Source organism: Pseudomonas sp. CC120222-01a, assembly GCF_003097235.1.
Lineage (GTDB): Bacteria > Pseudomonadota > Gammaproteobacteria > Pseudomonadales > Pseudomonadaceae > Aquipseudomonas.
The window spans coordinates 253,908-269,670 of the sequence record NZ_QEQQ01000002.1 but is presented as its reverse complement, the minus strand read 5'-3'; the positions used below and the strand labels follow the sequence as shown (position 1 = coordinate 269,670).

The following is a 15,763-nucleotide window of genomic DNA, read 5'->3' as shown; positions in this document are numbered from 1 at the left end:
GTTCGGACCCCATGAGGGCGTAATGATTCCCCAAACAGGTCCAGACAATGCTCGAGTCAGAGTGAAACGAACCTGCGAACGCAGGCTCACGCAGCGCGCGATTATCCAGCAGGATGCGTTACAACGCATCAGTGTGGACCAACTATTTATCGTACAAAACCCCTTGTTTTCCTATAAACAAAGGGTTTTTCGACCTCATATTTGTAACAAGAATGTCACCGGGCCATCATTGACCAGGTGCACCTGCATGTCTGCGCCGAATCGCCCGCTCGCCACATCGGCATGCTGGCCGCGCGCCTTGCTCAAAAGATAGTCGAACAATTCGGCCCCGAGCGCTGGTGGCGCGGCGGTCGAAAAGCTCGGGCGCATGCCGCTGCGGGTGTCAGCCGCCAGGGTGAACTGGGACACCAGCAGCAAGCCGCCACCGACATCCTTGAGCGACAGGTTCATCTTGCCCTGATCGTCGCTGAATACCCGATAGTTCAGCAGCTTGTGCAACAGTTTATCGGCATGCTCACGGGTATCTTCAGGCTCGACGGCCACCAGCACCAGCAACCCCTGGTCAATGGCACCGACGATTTCCCCGCCGACCTCCACGCGTGCGCCACGCACGCGTTGCAGCAAACCCCTCATGCTTCTTCCAGCGGCAGGTCAAGCAGACGGCGGGCCATCTGATCGGCTGCACGCACCAGGGCATCGGTGATGCCTGGCTCGGAGGCGGCATGGCCGGCGTCGCGGATGACCTTCAGCTCGCTGTTCGGCCAGGCCTGGTGCAGCGCCCAGGCGTTGTCCAACGGGCAGATCACGTCGTAACGGCCATGCACGATCACCGCGGGCAGGTGGGCGATCTTCGGCATGTCGCGAATCAGCTGGTCTGGTTCCAGGAACGCGTTGTTCATGAAGTAGTGGCATTCGATGCGGGCGATCGACAGCGCGCGCTGTGGCTCGGAGAAGCGGTCGACCACCAGCGGATTCGGGCGCAGCGTGGCGGTGCGGCCTTCCCAGGTGGACCAGGCCTTGGCCGCGTGCATCTGGGCGATCTGGTCGTTGCCGGTCAGGCGCTTGTGGAAGGCCTTGACCAGGTCGCCGCGCTCTTCCGGTGGGATCGGCGCAATGTAGTCCTGCCAGTAGTCCGGGAACATACGGCTGGCGCCTTCCTGGTAGAACCATTCGATTTCCTGCGGGCGGCACAGGAAGATGCCGCGCAGGATCAGGCCGTGCACGCGCTCGGGGTGGGTCTGGGCGTAAGCCAGGGCCAGGGTCGAACCCCAGGAGCCGCCGAACAGCACCCATTTATCGATGCCGAGATGCTTGCGGATGCGCTCCAGGTCCTCGACCAGGTGCCAGGTGGTGTTGTTCTCCAGGCTCGCGTGCGGCGTGGAGCGCCCACAACCGCGCTGGTCGAAGGTGATGATGCGGTACAGGTTGGGGTCGAAGTAGCAACGGCTCTGGGCATCACAACCCGCGCCCGGGCCACCGTGGATGAACACCACGGGCAGACCTTCCGGCGAGCCGCTTTCATCGACATACAACACATGCGGCGCTTCCACGGCCAGATCATGCCGGGCGTAGGGTTTGATCTGCGGGTACAGGGTCTGCATTGCGCACTCCGTGTGAGGTTTGGGTCGGCCGAGGGCCATCATAAACCTGAATTGCGCTTTGAGCATGTGTCTACGGCGAGATCATGTTATGCACGGCTGCCTGTTGTGCTGAATAGCATCGAAGCCTTCGACAAATGCGAGGCTCATCATGATCGAATCAGCGCGACACCCAATCCCCGACACTGGCCACCCACAAAACCTGATCGCCAGCAAATTGCCCGCCTGGGTTGCCGGGCTTCACGCCGCAGAGCACCGACTGATGCGCGATGCTGCAGGCCGGCGAGACCTCCCGTTCGAGCAAGCCTGCCAGGCCGAGCCTGAAATCGCCCGGCAACTGGTGCAGCAGTATGGCACCCACAGGCAGGCGGAGGACCGGTTGCACGCACTGCTGGCAAGCTTGCCAGCGCTCGAGCCGTTCGCGGCCGGACTGTTGACCGAGGCAATCAGCCAGCGCTTTGGCCAGCACCTCGATGTCAGCGCAACCTACCTGCTGAATGTCAGCAAAGCTGCCACTTACAAAGAGGTGATGGACGGCGATCCGCTGGTCAGCAGCGATCGCGCCGTGAAGCTGGCCACGCAGTCCCTGCTGCATTGGGCATTGCAGAACTTCGAGGCATTCGAGGCAGAGGCTGGGGGCCTGGAAGCAGGCGGCAACAGATCGCTGGTCTTGGACAGCAACAAAGTCAGCATCATTTCCTCATCGATAAAGCAGTTGCCCATTGTTGCCGAGGAGTTCGCGGCAATGGTGCGTGAACTGGATATTGGCGGTCAGTACCAGAAACTGATCGATTCGCTCCTCACCTCGACGCCCGCTGCAGGCGATCAAGCGGCCCCGGAGGTTTTCAGCCACGCCGAACTGTCCACCTTCCGCTTGCATGTCCAGCGCGCCTATCTACAGGGTGCGATCGACAAGGCCAGCCATGACGCACTGCTCCAACTGGCCGTCGATGGCAAGGCAACCTACCAGGGGCGACCGATATTGTGCTCGCGCCTCAGCCTGCTACGCGCCACGCTGACCGGGGCTGCTGTATTGGGTGTCGCCGCTCCCGGCTTCTCCGGCGGCGGACGGTTTACGCCGCCCACCTTCCCGTATGGCGGCTGGCTGGTAATCTACTTACCGGGGATGCCGGAACCACTGACAGCGCACGCCAGCCGGGCGGATGCCGAAGCATTCTTGCTGGCCCAGATGCCCGCCCTTCGCCGCCCTGAACACCTGCGGCTGGTTCCTGAACGTGAAAAGTCCGCTTTTCTCGCCAGCCTCAGGGACACGCTTGAGCCCTACACCTGGAACCCGGCGAAAGGCTTCAAGGAGCGCATGGCTGACCCGAATGCCCGGATCACCCTCCACGTACAGCCATTTACCCAGCCTTTTGTGGACGAACTGGTCACCCAGCGCCTGCAGCGCCTCAGGGACGACGGGTTATTCCACGCCGTGCCGACAGCCTCGAAAGACCAGGACAGCCTCGACAGGACTCGGGCCTACTTCGAGTCCGTGGTATTGGGCAGCCTGAACATCGGCGCCTTTTTCATCCCGGGGCTTGCGCCTTTGATGCTGGGCCTGACAGTGCTGCAGCTTGGCCATGAGGTCTACGAGGGACTGGCAAGCTGGAGCGATGGCGAGCGCGAGCAGGCCTTTGCCTACCTGATGGATGTGGTGGAAAACGCCGCCCTCATCGCCGCCTTGGGCGCCACAGGCGCAGCGGACGCCCAGCCCGCGGTGCAGCGGATTGCCGTGGAGTCACCCTCGTTCATCGAAGAACTCGACACCGTCGAGCTTGCCGATGGTAGCCAGCGCCTCTGGCGGCCAGACTTGCAGCCCTTTGCCCATGACGTTGTGCTGCCGGCCGATAGCAGGCCGGACGCATTGGGCCTGCATCACCACCAAGGCAAGACCTGGCTTGCCATCGAAGACAGGGCCTACTCGGTTCGGCACTTAGCTGATGCCAGCGAATACCGCTTGCAGCCGGTGCACGCTGACAATGGCTATCAGCCTGCGGTACAGCAGAACGGTGCCGGGGCCTGGTTGCTGCCAGCGGAAAATCCCGCGCTCTGGCCGCAGTTGAAGCTGTTCCGCCGCTGCGGTCACCTCAGCAGCCGCTTCGATGATCAGACTGCCACGCGCATCCTGAGCATCTGCGGCATCGAAGAGGACGTTCTGCGCCGGGCTGTCAGTGACAACCTGCGGCTCCCGGCCCTGCTCGAAGACACCATGGCCCGCTTCGAGCTGGATCGGGCGCTCGATCAATGGCCAGGCGACCGGCACGCCGAATTCCAGGTTCGCTACGACCACCTCCCTGCCAGCGAATGGCCCCAAGCGCGTGTCATCGCGCAGCGCTACCCAGGCCTGCCGACGCCGGTTGTCGACGAGTTGTTGCGCAACGCCTCCCTTGAGGAGTGGAGGGCACTGTCACAAGCAACGGTACCTGTGCGCATGGCCGAAGAAATTCGCGTCTACCAGCAGCAGATCCGCCTCAGCCGCACCTATGAAGGGCTCTATCTGGAAGGGCCACGCAACTGGGACAGTGATCGACTGGTGTTACATAGCCTGGAGCACCTGCCGGGTTGGCAAGCCGACACTGGCATTACGCTGGCGCGACAGCTGAGTCCGTTTCAGGTCGACACCGTCGGTAGCACACCCGATGCGCCGGGCAAAACCATCTTCAGCCTGCAAGCGGGTTACCTGGTCAGCCACGTCGATACCGCCGTAGCAGACGGCCCGGTGTTGCCATCGATGTTTGCCGCGCTATTCGAGGTGCTAAGCCCGGCCCAACGCGCAGCGCTGGGTGTGGAAAGCGCTGCGGACCTGCGTGGGCTCATCCAGCGCACGCCCTTGTTGCCGCGTGCAACAACACGAAAATTGCTCGGTATGCAGCCAGTTCGGCCCGGCTATCGCTCCCCCATGCGCCTGGCCGATGGTCGCTTGGGCTACCCGCTGGGTGGCAGCCGCGCGCGCACCGGCAGTGTGTCGCGGCACAACCTGCTGGCCCGCATCCGCCAGCTTGGCCAGGCGGCTCCGCAGCCGCGCCCTGCCGAGCAGATTCTGACGGCCCTGGAAAACCAGCAGCTGACCCGTGCGCACATCGACGATTTGCTACAGGACCTGAGCAGTCAACACAGGCAATTGCAAAGGCAGCTGACCGACTGGCGCGACCTGGCAACGTTGCTCCATCGGCAAACGCCCGACGAACTCCAGCGCCTGATGGACGCCATTTCCCAGCACTGGTATGACCGCGCGTTCCTGCCCCCCAACGAAACCCCGCCGCCACTGCGCCTGGAGCGCCTGTCGCTGCTGGATTTCCCGCTGAACTTGCCCGAGCGCTTCACCGCCAGCGTCACTGACCTGCAGCTGGTCGACAGCGAACCGCAGGCATTCGCTGGCTGGAGCCAGCACGCGCCCCAGCTGACCAGCCTGCTGCGCCAGTTCGGTCACCTGCGTTCCTTGCAGGTCAGCCGCAGTTACCTGGCCAACGCGCACCCCTCGCCGTTCCAGTTCAGCCTGCCGGTGATCGCCCAGCATTTGCCGCAACTCGAGTCGCTTGGCCTGATCAATCAGAACCTGTCAGTGTCCTCCACTGACATCGACAGCCTGGCGGGTCTCGAACACCTGCGCCGGCTGGACCTGAGTGGCAATCGCCTGTCCGAACAATACACACCCAACTTCGACGAACTGACGCTGGACTTCCTTGGGCTCGACCGCGTGGCACTGGATCATTGGCCGGACGGCCTCGGTCGCAACAGCATGGCGCAGATCCGACACCTGTCACTGCGTGACAACCACATCACACTGTTACCGGACTTCCTGCTTGAGGGCCGCATCAGCCTGGCCGAGCATGCGCACATCGACCTACAGGGCAATGCCATTCTCGACCAGCACCTGCTGCGCATTCTGCTGAGCGAACAGGCGCGTGCCACTTGCTTCCAGCTGGACCAACCCGCGGAACTTCGGCAGTACCTGGCAGAACAACTGCAATTGCGCAGGCAACTGCATGAGTTCGTCGACAACTATGTCAACGCCTCCGGATCCACATCCACGCCAAGCCAAGCCGTACTGACCTCTCGCACGCGAATCGCCACCGCGTTGAACGAGTTCTGGCAACACCAGGAAATGGGCAACACGCATGCCCCCCTGCGCCTGACCGGCGTCGCGCTCGAGCACATGCCCAGCCGTTTGCCGAGTTTCTTCAGCGAGCGGGTAGGCAACCTCACGCTGGAAGCTGTCAGTGGCGTCACCGCACAGCTCGATAGCATGCTCGCGCAGTTTCCCAACGTCACCCGCCTGACCATCGATGGCTACACGAACGCGCAGGCGAGCCTGCCGTCAGCCCTGCTGCGCCTGCCTCGCCTGACCGACCTGGCTTTGCGCAACATCGGGCTGCAGATCGACGAGCAGCTACTCGCCGGCCTGGCCAGGCTGCACGGCCTGCAGTCGCTGGACCTGGGCGGCAACCGGCTGGCGGAAATCGCCCATGCCCCGGGCGAACTGCGGTCGCTACGCCGCCTTGACCTGAACGACATGAACCTGAGCCAGTGGCCTGCCTGGGTCAACGACCTGCTGCCGCTGGACATGCTCGACCTCAGCGACAACCAGCTGAGCGAACTTCCAGAGTTTGTCCTTTCCAACCTCGAAAGCGGTTTTCCGATCACCTCCATCCAACTGTTCAACAACCCGATCAGCGATCAGACCTACCTGCGCGCCCGGACGTCGTCCGATAGCCAGCACAGTTTCACGTTCGCCATGGACGTGCCGGACCACTTGACCGATTCCTCGGATGACGGCCTGCCGTTCGGCCACTTCCACATTCCATTGCTTGACCCCGCAGGTGACCGCCCCAACCTGAATGACTGGCTGCTGGGCTCGGACGTAGAAAACGAAGCCATGCGCAGTTGCTGGAAACAACTCGAAGAAGAGGGCAACGCGGCAAACCTGCTGGCGCTGGTGGGCCGCCTGCGACAATCAGGGCCCTACTCCAATGTGTCGACGCGCGTGGCCTTCAGCCAACGGGTGCGCCAGGTACTGGTAAAAGCGGCGGTGGATAGCGTCGACCGTGCAGTGCTCAATCTTCAGGCCAGCGAAGCACTGCTACAGGAGTCGGGTGATCTGACCTGCCACGACGGGGCGCTGCTGGTATTCCAGGACATCGAACTGTTCATCGCCAACCAACGTCTGGAGGTCGCTCAGGAGGAAACCGAAAACAACAGGTACCTGGAGCTGCGACGTCTGTTCCGGCTGCATGCGCTGGACGAAGTAGCCAAGAGCGAGGCCGGCGCCCGCGATGTGGCGGAAGTCCAGCTGACCTACCGAAGGGAGCTGAACGCCACGCTGCAACTTGGCCTGCCGGACGACAACCTGCGCTACGCCGTCAACACCTCACTGGACGAACTCATCTACGCCGAGCAAGAGGTGCAACGCGGGGAGCTGGGTGAAGCCTTCCTGGACTTCGCAGCGGGCAACGAACGCTGGGTGGCGCAACTTCGCCTTACCCATGCGGCGCGCTTTGCGCAGATCGAAGAAGATTACCAGGCCCAGGTGCTGGCATTGCCAGAACAGTATCCAGACACGCCCCTCGAGCAACTCAGTCCGCAATTCGAGGCGCTGGAACGGAGCAGGCGAACTCGCGAACGACGCCTGGTTCGCGAGCTCACTTCATTTGCCAACCCCGAGCGCAAACCGCGTTCATCCAGCCAGTAACGCGGCAGCTGGCGGTTAATGCCCGTAACGCTGGCGCCCCCAGGCCAGCATGGCTTCGAGCAGCTGACTCAGCACCCGTTGAGTCGGCTGCGCGAGGTCTTCGCGGTAGGCGAACGGTTCAACTTCTTCCATGTAAGTGCTTTGTGCCAGCTCCAGTTGCACCGCATGGATATGGTTGGCCGGGTCACCATAGTGACGGGTGATGTGCCCGCCCTTGAAACGACCATTGAGCACATGGCTGTAGTTGCCCGCCTCGGCGCACACACCTTGCAACCGCTCGGCCAGCTGTGGATCGCAACTGGCACCATTGAAGGTACCCAGGTTGAAGTCCGGCAGCTTGCCATCGAACAGGTGCGGGATCAGCGAACGGATCGAGTGAGCATCCCACAGCAGTGCATAGCCATGGGCTTCGCGCAGGCGCGCCAGCTCGCTCTGAAGGGTGTTGTGATAAGGGCGCCAGATCGACTCCAGATAAGTCTTGCGCACCTCAGCGGTCGGTGCCTGGCCTTCCTTGAACAGCGGCTCGCCGTCGAACAGCGTGGCCGGGTACAGACCGGTGGTGGCACCGACGTACAGCGGTTTGTCGTCGTCCGGGCGGTTCAGGTCGATGACGAAGCGCGAATACTCTGCCGCCACCACGCTGGCGCCCAGCTCACGGGCGAAGTCATACAGGCGCGGGATGTGCCAGTCGGTGTCAGGCAGGCTGCGGGCCTGTTCGACCAGGCCGTTGTCCACGGCCGGGGTCAGCTTGAGGCCGGCATGGGGCATGCTGATCAGCAGCGGCAGGCGGCCTTGGTGGAAACTCAATACCTTGTCCATCGTGCCTCGCTCAGTTGGAAATTTCATGGCCCTTGCGCACCACGCGCTTGGGCAGGTCACCGCCGAGCCAGTAGGCCAGGTCGGCAGGACGGGCGATCTGCCAGGCGACGAAGTCGGCGACCTTGCCGACCTCCAGCGAGCCGTGGCTGTCACCCAGGCCGAGGGCAGTGGCGGCATGCAGCGTGACGCCAGCCAGGGCCTCTTCCGGGGTCATGCGGAACAGCGTGCAGCCCATGTTCAGCATCAGGCGCAGTGACAACCCCGGCGAGGTGCCTGGGTTGAGGTCGCTGGCCAGGGCAATCTTCACACCGTGGCGACGCAGGGCATCCATCGGCGGCAGCTGGGTTTCGCGCAGGAAGTAGAAAGCGCCCGGCAGCAGCACGGCAACCGTGCCAGCTGCGGCCATGGCAATGGCATCTTCCTCGGTCATGAACTCCAGATGATCGGCCGACAGTGCCTGGTAGCGCGCTGCCAGGCTTGAGCCATGCAGTGAAGACAGCTGCTCGGCATGCAGTTTCACCGGCAGGCCCAGTTCATGCGCCTTGATGAACACCTTTTCGACCTGTGCCGGCGAGAACGCCAGGTGTTCGCAGAAGGCGTCCACCGCATCCACCAATCCTTCGGCGGCCAGGGCGGGCAGCATCTCGTCGCAGATATGGGCGATATAGTCATCGGAGCGGCCGGCATACTCCGGCGGCAAGGCATGGGCGGCCAGACAGGTGGCGCGTACCGCCAGCGGCAGCTCGTCGGCCAGGCGCCGTGCCACACGCAGCATCTTGCGCTCGTTGGCCAGGTCCAGGCCATAGCCGGACTTGACCTCGATGGTGGTCACGCCATCACGCATCAACGCCTGAACCCGCTGACGAGCACTGGCGAACAGCTCGTCCTCGCTGGCCGCGCGGGTGGCCCGCACAGTGCTGGCGATACCGCCGCCCTGGGCGGCGATCTCGGCATAGCTCACGCCCTGCAGGCGCTGTTCGAACTCGCCGCTGCGGTTGCCACCGAACACCGCATGGGTGTGGCAGTCGATCAGCCCCGGGGTGACCCAGGCGCCGCCCAGGTCCACCGTGCGGTCAACCTCGAAGGGCTGCAGCTCGGCGCGGGGGCCGATCCATTCGATCAGCCCGGCGCTGGTGACAATGGCCGCGTCCTCGATGATCGAGTAACGGCCCTCGGCCAGGGTTGCCGCGTGGCAGTGCTGCCAGAGGGTTCTCATGTGCAATCTCCTTGACTAGCGGTGCAGCTCGACTGGCACGTGCTTGCCTGCGCGCGGCTTGCACCACAGCAGGTAGGACGCCACCAGGAACACCACCCAGACCACACCGACCAGCAAGGCCGCCTGGGTATCCGGGAAGTAACCGAGCACACCGAAAATGAACACCATGAAGGCAATGGCCATGGCCGGGCCGTATGGCCAGAACGGTACCGGGAATTTCAGCTGGGCCGCCTCTTCAGCGCCCATGCTGCGGCGCATGGCAACCTGGGTGACCAGGATCATCAGCCATACCCACACGGTGGCGAAGGTGGCGATGGAGGCGATCAGCAGGAACACGTTTTCCGGGATCAGGTAGTTGAGCAGTACGCCGACCAGCAGCGCCGCGCCCATCACCAGCACGGTCATCCATGGCACGCCGTGCTTCGACAGCTTACCGAAGCTGCGTGGCGCGTGGCCTTGCTGGGCCAGGCCGTACATCATGCGGCCGGCGCCGAAGATGTCGCTGTTGATGGCCGAAATCGCCGCCGAGATCACCACGATGTTCAGCACGGCAGCCGCCGAGCCAATACCGAGGTGGCTGAAGATCTGCACGAACGGGCTGCCTTCGCTGCCGATCTGCGGCCATGGGTACAGGCACATCAGCACGAACAGAGTCAGCACATAGAACAGCAGGATGCGCAGCGGCACGGCGTTGATCGCCTTGGGGATGACGCGCTGTGGGTCCTTGGCTTCACCGGCGGTGACGCCGATGATCTCGATGCCACCGAAGGCGAACATCACCACGGCGAACGAGGCGATCAGGCCGCCGATGCCATTGGGCATGAAGCCGCCATGCTCGATCAGGTTGCTGATGCCCACGGCATGCTCGCCACTCACCTGGCTGAAGCCGAAGGCCATGATGCCGAGGCCGGCCAGGATCATCGCCACGATGGCGCCGACCTTGAGCAGCGACAGCCAGAATTCCATTTCGCCGAACACCTTGACGTTGCACAGGTTCAGGCCGCCGATCACGAAGACGATGCCCAGTACCCAGATCCAGCGGGCCACTTCCGGGAACCAGAAACCCATGTAGATACCGAAGGCGGTGATGTCGGCGATGGCCACGATGACCATCTCGAAGGCGTAGGTCCAGCCGAGGATGAAGCCGGCCATGGGGCCGAGGTAAGTGGTGGCGTAGTGGCCGAAGGAGCCGGCCACCGGGTTGTGCACGGCCATCTCGCCGAGGGCGCGCATGACCATGAACACCGCAGCACCGCCGATCAGGTACGCCAGCAGCACGGCCGGGCCGGCCATCTGGATGGCCGAGGCGGAGCCGTAGAACAGGCCGGTGCCGATGGCGGAGCCAAGGGCCATGAAACGGATGTGGCGGGCCGTTAGCCCGCGCTTGAGACCTTGAGCTTGTTGCATGTCACGTCCTTAAATTGTTTTTGTGGTCGTGAGTTTGAAGGGGGCTGCTTTGCAGCCCTTTCCGACCGGTCCGGCGCCCCGGCAAGGCCGCTCCTACAGGCAACGCATTACCTTTGTAAGAGCGGCCTTGCCGGGGCGCCGGACCGGTCGGAAAGGGCCGCGAAGCGGCCCCGGGGGCATCACAGGCTAGGCAGGACACCAGCAGGCAGCAGCCCGGTCAGGCTGCCCTTGGCCAGCAGCTCGACGGCTGCCTCGATGTCCGGTGCGAAGAAGCGGTCACGGTCGTAGTGCGGCACTTCACGACGCAGCGCCTGGCGCGCCTGCTCCAGCTTCGCCGAAGTCTTCAGGCCTTTGCGCAGGTCCAGCCCCTGACACGCACCCAGCCATTCGATGGCCAGCACGCCACGGGTGTTCTCGGCCATTTCCCACAGGCGCTTGCCAGCAGCCGGGGCCATCGACACGTGGTCTTCCTGGTTGGCCGAGGTCGGCAGGCTATCGACACTGTGCGGGTGCGACAAGGCCTTGTTCTCGCTGGCCAGGGCGGCAGCAGTGACCTGGGCGATCATGAAGCCGGAGTTGACCCCGCCGTTTTCCACCAGGAACGGCGGCAGCTGGGACATGTGCTTGTCCATCATCAGCGAGATGCGGCGCTCGCTCAGCGAACCGATTTCGGCGATCGCCAGGGCGATGTTGTCGGCGGCCATGGCCACCGGCTCGGCGTGGAAGTTGCCACCGGAAATCACGTCGCCTTCGGCGGCGAACACCAGCGGGTTGTCCGACACGGCGTTGGCTTCGATGCCCAGCACTTCGGCGGCCTGGCGGATCTGGGTCAGGCAGGCGCCCATGACCTGTGGCTGGCAGCGCAGCGAGTACGGGTCCTGGACCTTGTCGCAGTTCTTGTGCGACAGCGAGACTTCGCTGGAGTCGCCCAACAGGTCGCGGAAGCAGGCAGCGGTGTCGATCTGGCCACGCTGGCCACGCACTTCATGGATGCGTGCATCGAACGGCGAACGCGACCCCAGTGCCGCTTCGACGCTCAGGCCGCCGCAGGCGATGGCAGCGGCATACAGGTCTTCGGCGTGGAACAGGCCGCGCAGGGCATAGGCGGTGGAAGCCTGGGTGCCGTTGAGCAGGGCCAGGCCCTCCTTGGCAGCCAGGGTCAGCGGCTCGAGGCCGGCAACCGCCAGGGCTTCGGTGGCCGACAGCCACTGGCCCTGGTGGCGGGCCTTGCCTTCACCGAGCAGTACCAGCGACATGTGCGCCAGCGGTGCCAGGTCGCCGGAAGCGCCGACCGAGCCCTTGAGCGGGATGTGTGGGTAGACCTCGGCGTTGACCAGGGCGATCAGCGCATCGATGACCTTGCGGCGGATACCGGAGAAACCACGGCTGAGGCTGTTGATCTTGAGGACCATGATCAGCCGCACCAGGGCGTCGTCCAGCGGCGCACCGATACCGGCAGCGTGGGACAGCACCAGCGAGCGCTGCAGGTTCTCGAGGTCGTGGCTGGCGATACGGGTCGAGGCCAGCAGGCCGAAACCGGTGTTGATGCCGTAGGCGGTACGGTCTTCGGCAATGATCTGCTCGACGCAGGCAACGCTGGCGTCGATGGCTGGCGCGGCGCTGGCATCCAGTTGCAGGCGCACGGGGGCGGCGTGGATGGCGCGCAGCTGGGCCAGGGTCAGGGTGCCGGGCTTGAGGGTCAGGACGGTCACTTCGCTACTCCAATTCTGTCAGGGGCCCTCAGGCCCCTCTTGTTATTCAGTATCACTCAAAGCGCAGCGATCAGCCTGTGATCATTGGCAAGTCGAGGCCCTGCTCCTTGGCGCAGTCGATGGCGATGTCGTAACCGGCATCGGCGTGGCGCATCACGCCGGTCCCTGGGTCGTTGGTCAGCACGCGAGCGATACGCTCGGCGGCTTCATCGGTACCGTCGCAGACGATGACCATGCCCGAGTGCTGGGAGAAGCCCATGCCCACGCCGCCGCCATGGTGCAGCGAAACCCAGGTGGCGCCGCCTGCGGTGTTGAGCAGGGCGTTGAGCAGCGGCCAGTCGGAGACGGCGTCGGAGCCGTCGCGCATGGCTTCGGTTTCGCGGTTGGGGCTGGACACCGAGCCGGAGTCCAGGTGGTCACGGCCGATCACCACCGGTGCCGACAGCTCGCCGCTGCGGACCATTTCGTTGAAGGCCAGGCCCAGCTTGGCGCGCAGGCCCAGGCCAACCCAGCAGATACGGGCCGGCAGGCCCTGGAAGCTGATGCGCTCACGGGCCATGTCCAGCCAGCGGTGCAGGTGGGCGTCGTCCGGGATCAGTTCCTTGACCTTGGCGTCGGTCTTGTAGATGTCTTCGGCCTCGCCAGACAGCGCCGCCCAGCGGAACGGGCCGATGCCGCGGCAGAACAGCGGGCGAATATAGGCCGGGACGAAACCTGGGAAGTCGAAGGCGTTGGCCACGCCCTCTTCCTTGGCCATCTGGCGGATGTTGTTGCCGTAGTCGAAGGTCGGGATGCCCTGCTTCTGGAAGTCGAGCATGGCCTGTACGTGCACGGCCATCGACTGCTTGGCGGCCTTGACCACTGCAGCCGGCTCGGTCTGCGCGCGGTCGCGGTACTGTTCCCAGGTCCAGCCGGCTGGCAGGTAGCCGTTCAGTGGGTCGTGGGCGCTGGTCTGGTCGGTGACCATGTCCGGGCGCACGCCACGCTTGACCAGCTCTGGCAGGATTTCGGCGGCGTTGCCGTGCAGAGCGATGGAGATCGCCTTGCCTTCGGCGGTGTACTTGGCGATGCGCGCCAGGGCGTCGTCGAGGTCAGTGGCCTGTTCGTCGACGTAGCGGGTTTCCAGGCGGAAGTCGATGCGGCTCTGCTGGCATTCGATGTTCAGCGAGCAGGCACCGGCCAGGGTCGCGGCCAGTGGCTGGGCGCCGCCCATGCCGCCGAGGCCGGCGGTGAGTACCCACTTGCCTTTCAGGCTGCCACCGTAGTGCTGGCGACCGGCTTCGACGAAGGTTTCGTAGGTGCCCTGGACGATGCCCTGGCTGCCGATGTAGATCCAGCTGCCGGCGGTCATCTGGCCGTACATGGCCAGGCCCTTGGCGTCCAGTTCGTTGAAGTGTTCCCAGTTGGCCCAGTGCGGCACCAGGTTGGAGTTGGCGATCAGTACGCGCGGGGCGTTGCTGTGGGTCTTGAACACGCCGACCGGCTTGCCCGACTGCACCAGCAGGGTTTCGTCGTCTTCCAGGCGGGTCAGGGTTTCGACGATCTTGTCGTAGCAGGCCCAGTTGCGCGCGGCGCGGCCGATGCCGCCATACACCACCAGCTCTTTCGGGTTTTCCGCGACCTGCGGGTCGAGGTTGTTCATCAGCATGCGCAGTGGCGCTTCGGTCAGCCAGCTCTTGGCGGTCAGCTTGTTGCCACGTGGGGCACGGATTTCAACGTCACGGTATTTGTTGTTGTCGGTCACGGGAAGGTCCTCGGCGGTTGTCCGCGGGCAGTTGTGTCGTGGCCAATATACAAACACATCTTTACTTGTATGTACAAGCATGGACAACCAAATTTATCGGACCACTGCTCCGAATTCATGAAAGCACTGGGGCCGCTGCGCGACCCTTTCGCGACACAAGGCCGCTCCCACAGGTTCAGCGCCAACCTGAGCCATCGCGCTGTACTTGTGGGAGCGGCCTTGTGTCGCGAAAGGGCTGCGCAGCAGCCCCAGCTATTTCAGTTTGAAATGAGTTCGATCAGGCAGAACCGCCCTTGAACGTCCAGCCCCAGCAACCCGTCGTTACCCTCCAGCCGCAGGCAGTCGTAGAGACCCAACGTGTGCGTTTCCCCAGCCATCGCCACTTCAACCTGATTGCTCGCCGCAAACAGCAACACCGTCGACGCCGAGCTGTACAGCCGGCTGGTGCCGTCAAACCACTGCAAGCGCGCCCGATAGCGCTGCGGCGCATAGATCAGGTTGAAATCACGGATCGGCCCACCGAGCAGCTTGCAGCTGACCTGGCTCTCGCCACTGAAGGCGAAGGCATCGAACGGCAGCAGCGGCCGGCTGGCCTGGTCATCGACCAGCAAACGCATGCCGTCACCCTGGAGCACGGTGATGATCCGCTGGTAACCGGCGAACACGGAAAACCCGCCCGACTCCTCGATATCGGCGATCGACAGGCGCCAGCCGAAGCCATCAAGCCCCTCGCCGTTGTCGCGGGTGATCTCTTCGGTGAAACCGCCACCGTTCTTCCAGGGCATGCGCGGGTAGTCCTGCGCACGCAGCAACTGCAACTGGGTCATTTACTGAAACGTCCTTCAAGGCGGTGACGGGAACCAGGGTGGATCAGTCGCGCCGCCGTCACGGGCTGACGGCCAGACCAGGTGCGACGGCGGATCAGCAGGCAGGGCTCGCCGCGCTCGATCTGCAGCAGGCGACACTCTTCGGGCTCGGCGAGAATCGCCTCGACCACGTGCTCGCCCTCGGTCAGCGGCGCGACCTGGGACAGATAGGCATAGGGCGTCTGCCGGGTGAAGTCCTGCTTGAGGTACTCGGGGGCAATCGCCGCGTTGACGTAGCGGTCTTCGATCTGCACCGGCACGCCGTTTTCGTAATGCACGATCAACGAGTGGAACACTCGCTGCCCTTCGCGCATGTCCAGGGCCAGGGCGCGCTCGGAACCGGCGGCCTCCTCGGCCAGCTTGATTACCTGGCAGCTATGCTGGTGGCCACGGCCGGCGATCTCGTCGGCGATGTTGTTGACCTCGAACAACGCCGAACGGGACTTGGGCTCGGCGACGAAAGTGCCCACGCCCTGCATCCGCACCAGCAGGCCTTCAGCAGTGAGCTCACGCAAGGCACGGTTGATGGTCATGCGGCTGAAGCCCAGCTCGCTGACCAGTTCGCTCTCCGAAGGCACCCGGTGATGCGGTGGCCAGCTGCCGTTTTCGATCTGCTGGATGATCATCTGCTTGACCCGGGCATACAGCGGCGCCGGGCCCTCGCCCATCTGGGCAACCAGCGCGGAGACAGGAGGTGTCGGCACGGCGT

10 protein-coding genes are annotated in these 15,763 nt (G+C 64.0%); 1 reads left to right on the top strand and 9 read right to left on the bottom strand.

Features of this window, described 5'->3' with window-relative positions; genetic code table 11:
- Nucleotides 1-195: 195 nt before the first annotated feature.
- Nucleotides 196-633: a D-aminoacyl-tRNA deacylase gene (gene dtd, locus N430_RS04145; protein WP_103446014.1), complete on the bottom strand. Its 438-nt coding sequence runs from the start codon at nt 631-633 to the stop codon at nt 196-198.
- Nucleotides 630-1,601: a prolyl aminopeptidase gene (gene pip / locus N430_RS04140; protein ID WP_110633153.1), complete on the bottom strand. Its 972-nt coding sequence runs from the start codon at nt 1,599-1,601 to the stop codon at nt 630-632. Before pip ends, dtd begins: the two co-directional genes overlap by 4 nt.
- A 259-nt stretch (nt 1,602-1,860) precedes the next feature.
- Between pip and N430_RS04135 the strand changes: the two genes are divergently transcribed.
- A complete protein-coding gene (locus N430_RS04135; RefSeq protein WP_158288777.1) occupies nt 1,861-7,290 on the top strand; it encodes a dermonecrotic toxin domain-containing protein in 5,430 nt (1,809 codons plus the stop codon).
- Between the two features lie 15 nt (nt 7,291-7,305).
- On the opposite strand, the gene hutG is transcribed toward N430_RS04135, so the two are convergent.
- The 7 genes from hutG to hutC form a co-directional block, all read right to left on the bottom strand.
- Nucleotides 7,306-8,109 (bottom strand): N-formylglutamate deformylase, encoded by an 804-nt coding sequence (gene hutG / locus N430_RS04130; protein WP_110633146.1) that lies wholly within the window; start codon nt 8,107-8,109, stop codon nt 7,306-7,308.
- Between the two features lie 10 nt (nt 8,110-8,119).
- On the bottom strand, nt 8,120-9,325 hold the full coding sequence (hutI, locus tag N430_RS04125) for an imidazolonepropionase (protein WP_110633143.1): 1,206 nt from the start codon (nt 9,323-9,325) through the stop codon (nt 8,120-8,122).
- Nucleotides 9,326-9,340: 15 nt separating this feature from the next.
- Entirely contained in the window at nt 9,341-10,732 is a 1,392-nt protein-coding gene (locus tag N430_RS04120; RefSeq protein WP_110633140.1) for an amino acid permease, read from the bottom strand.
- Between the two features lie 179 nt (nt 10,733-10,911).
- A complete protein-coding gene (gene hutH / locus N430_RS04115; protein ID WP_110633137.1) occupies nt 10,912-12,444 on the bottom strand; it encodes a histidine ammonia-lyase in 1,533 nt (510 codons plus the stop codon).
- 70 nt (nt 12,445-12,514) lie between these two features.
- On the bottom strand, nt 12,515-14,188 hold the full coding sequence (gene hutU / locus N430_RS04110) for a urocanate hydratase (protein WP_110633134.1): 1,674 nt from the start codon (nt 14,186-14,188) through the stop codon (nt 12,515-12,517).
- A gap of 257 nt (nt 14,189-14,445) precedes the next feature.
- Entirely contained in the window at nt 14,446-15,015 is a 570-nt protein-coding gene (locus N430_RS04100) for a HutD family protein (RefSeq protein WP_110633128.1), read from the bottom strand.
- Nucleotides 15,012-15,722 (bottom strand): histidine utilization repressor, encoded by a 711-nt coding sequence (hutC, locus tag N430_RS04095; RefSeq protein ID WP_178083372.1) that lies wholly within the window; start codon nt 15,720-15,722, stop codon nt 15,012-15,014. Before hutC ends, N430_RS04100 begins: the two co-directional genes overlap by 4 nt.
- Between the last annotated feature and the right edge of the window lie 41 nt (nt 15,723-15,763).

Bases quoted from the DNA above. Each gene is read 5' to 3' on its own strand.
- N430_RS04135 (WP_158288777.1), top strand. From the start codon at position 1,861: ATGCGCGATGCTGCAGGCCGGCGAGACCTCCCGTTCGAGCAAGCCTGC.
- hutI (WP_110633143.1), bottom strand. From the start codon at position 9,325: ATGAGAACCCTCTGGCAGCACTGCCACGCGGCAACCCTGGCCGAGGGC.
- pip (WP_110633153.1), bottom strand. From the start codon at position 1,601: ATGCAGACCCTGTACCCGCAGATCAAACCCTACGCCCGGCATGATCTG.
- hutC (WP_178083372.1), bottom strand. From the start codon at position 15,722: ATGGGCGAGGGCCCGGCGCCGCTGTATGCCCGGGTCAAGCAGATGATC.
- hutG (WP_110633146.1), bottom strand. From the start codon at position 8,109: ATGGACAAGGTATTGAGTTTCCACCAAGGCCGCCTGCCGCTGCTGATC.
- N430_RS04120 (WP_110633140.1), bottom strand. From the start codon at position 10,732: ATGCAACAAGCTCAAGGTCTCAAGCGCGGGCTAACGGCCCGCCACATC.
- dtd (WP_103446014.1), bottom strand. From the start codon at position 633: ATGAGGGGTTTGCTGCAACGCGTGCGTGGCGCACGCGTGGAGGTCGGC.
- N430_RS04100 (WP_110633128.1), bottom strand. From the start codon at position 15,015: ATGACCCAGTTGCAGTTGCTGCGTGCGCAGGACTACCCGCGCATGCCC.